Source organism: uncultured Limnohabitans sp., assembly GCF_937889215.1.
Taxonomy (GTDB): Bacteria; Pseudomonadota; Gammaproteobacteria; order Burkholderiales; family Burkholderiaceae_C; genus Limnohabitans_A.
In genome coordinates this window covers 1-1,947 of the sequence record NZ_CALBEX010000569.1, presented here as the reverse complement: position 1 = coordinate 1,947, position 1,947 = coordinate 1, and the positions used below count along the sequence as shown (strand labels likewise).

3 protein-coding genes are annotated in these 1,947 nt (G+C 59.8%); 2 read left to right on the top strand and 1 reads right to left on the bottom strand.

The features are described from left to right. Positions 1 to 430 (top strand): sugar phosphate nucleotidyltransferase (locus Q0341_RS14230; RefSeq protein ID WP_299514637.1); only part of this gene is annotated, 430 nt, incomplete at its 5' end. After that, the gene (rfbC, locus tag Q0341_RS14225) at positions 430 to 981 is read left to right on the top strand and encodes a dTDP-4-dehydrorhamnose 3,5-epimerase (protein WP_299514634.1); all 552 of its coding nucleotides are present in this window, start codon (positions 430 to 432) and stop codon (positions 979 to 981) included. The genes Q0341_RS14230 and rfbC, both read left to right, overlap by 1 nt. 44 nt (positions 982 to 1,025) lie before the next feature. Here the strand turns inward: rfbC and purT are convergent. After that, a partial coding sequence (gene purT / locus Q0341_RS14220; RefSeq protein WP_299514631.1) for a formate-dependent phosphoribosylglycinamide formyltransferase occupies positions 1,026 to 1,947 on the bottom strand: 922 nt, incomplete at its 5' end.

Here is a 1,947-nt window from a genome sequence, read left to right as displayed (position 1 = left end):
GGTGGATTTTGATGGGCAGCAGCGTGCGCTGAGCATCGAAGAAAAGCCCAAGGCGCCCAAAAGCAACTATGCCGTCACCGGCTTGTATTTTTACGACCAGCAGGTGTGCGATATCGCCGCCGACATCCGGCCATCAACGCGTGGCGAGTTGGAAATCACCGACGTGAACAAGCGCTATCTGGCGCTGAATCAGCTGAACGTGGAAATCATGGGCCGGGGTTATGCCTGGTTGGACACGGGCACACATGACAGCTTGCTTGAGGCGGCGGGCTTCATCGCCACGCTTCAAAAGCGCCAAGGCTTGATGGTGGCTTGCCCCGAAGAAATTGCCTTTGCCCAAAAGTGGATCACTGCGGCCGATGTGCAAAAACTGGCGCAGCCGTTGGCTAAAAACGGCTACGGCCAGTATTTGTTGAACTTGCTCAAATAATGCCTTACACCGTCACACCCACCCAAATTCCGGAATTACTGGTCCTGGAGCCCAAGGTCTTCGGCGACGCTCGGGGCTTTTTTTATGAGAGCTTCAATGCGCGAGACTTTGCGCAGGCCACGGGGCTGGATGTGCATTTTGTGCAAGACAACCACAGCAAGTCGGCCAAGGGCGTGCTGCGAGGGCTGCATTACCAGATTCAGCACCCTCAGGGCAAGCTGGTGCGTGTGGTGCAGGGGGAGGTGTTCGATGTGGCGGTGGATATGCGCAAGTCTTCTGCCACCTGTGGCCAGTGGGTGGGCATGCACTTGAGTGCCGACAACCACCGCCAGTTGTGGGTCCCGCCAGGTTTTGCGCACGGCTTTGTGGTGCTCAGCGACACGGCTGAGTTTTTGTACAAAACCACCGACTATTGGTACCCCGAGCATGAGCGCAGTTTGCGCTGGGACGACCCAAGCGTGGGCATTGATTGGCCGATTCAGGGTCAACCTCTGCTGGCGGCCAAAGATGCGGCTGCGCAGCTGTGGGACGCAGCAGAAAAGTTCAACTGACCCCCAGTGGCAGGTTTGGGCCGCGCAGGGCGGCCCCATGGCCATCAAACCACCTTGATTTTGGCCGCGGCCTCGCGTGCGCGTTGCAGGGCGTTCGGGCCTTGGGCCAGCGCCACCGCCATGCGGCGGTAAGGCCGGGTGGTGGGTTTGCCGAAGATGCGCACGTCCACACCCGGCTCGCTCAGGGCTTCGGCCACGCCTGTAAATGTAGGCGTGCTACCGTCCTTGTCGGCCAGCACCACGGCGCTGGCACCTTCGATGCAGTCGATGCGTGGAATCGGTAGGCCCAAAATAGCGCGCGCGTGCAAATCGAATTCGCTCAGGTTTTGGCTGATGAGGGTGACCATGCCCGTGTCGTGCGGGCGGGGGCTCAGCTCGCTGAAGATGACTTCGTCTTTCGTCACAAAAAACTCCACGCCAAACAGGCCCGCACCGCCTAAGTCTGTGGTGACTTTTTCGGCCATGTCTTGGGCAGCTTTGATTTGCTCGGGCTTCATGCCCTGGGGCTGCCAGCTGTATTGGTAATCGCCGCGCTCTTGCACATGGCCAATCGGCGGGCAAAACAGGGTTTGACCGTTGCGCTGGCGGATGGTGAGCAGGGTGATTTCGAACTCGAAATGGATGAATTCTTCGACGATGACTTTTTGGCGGTCGCCGCGCATGCCTGCGCAGGCGTAATCCCAGCAGGCTTGCACATCGGCCGCCGTCTTGGCCACGCTTTGGCCTTTGCCCGATGAACTCATCACGGGTTTGATGACGACCGGGAAACCGATCTCGGTGGCGCGGGCCAGCAATTCGGCGGCCGAATCGGCGTAGCTGAACTTGGCCGTGCGCACGCCCAGACCCACCGCCACATCGCGGATGCGGTCGCGGTTCATGGTCAGGTTGGCAGCGCGGGCGCTGGGGATCACTTCAAAGCCTTGTTTTTCCACGTCCAGCAGCACTTCGGTGCGGATGGCTTCGATC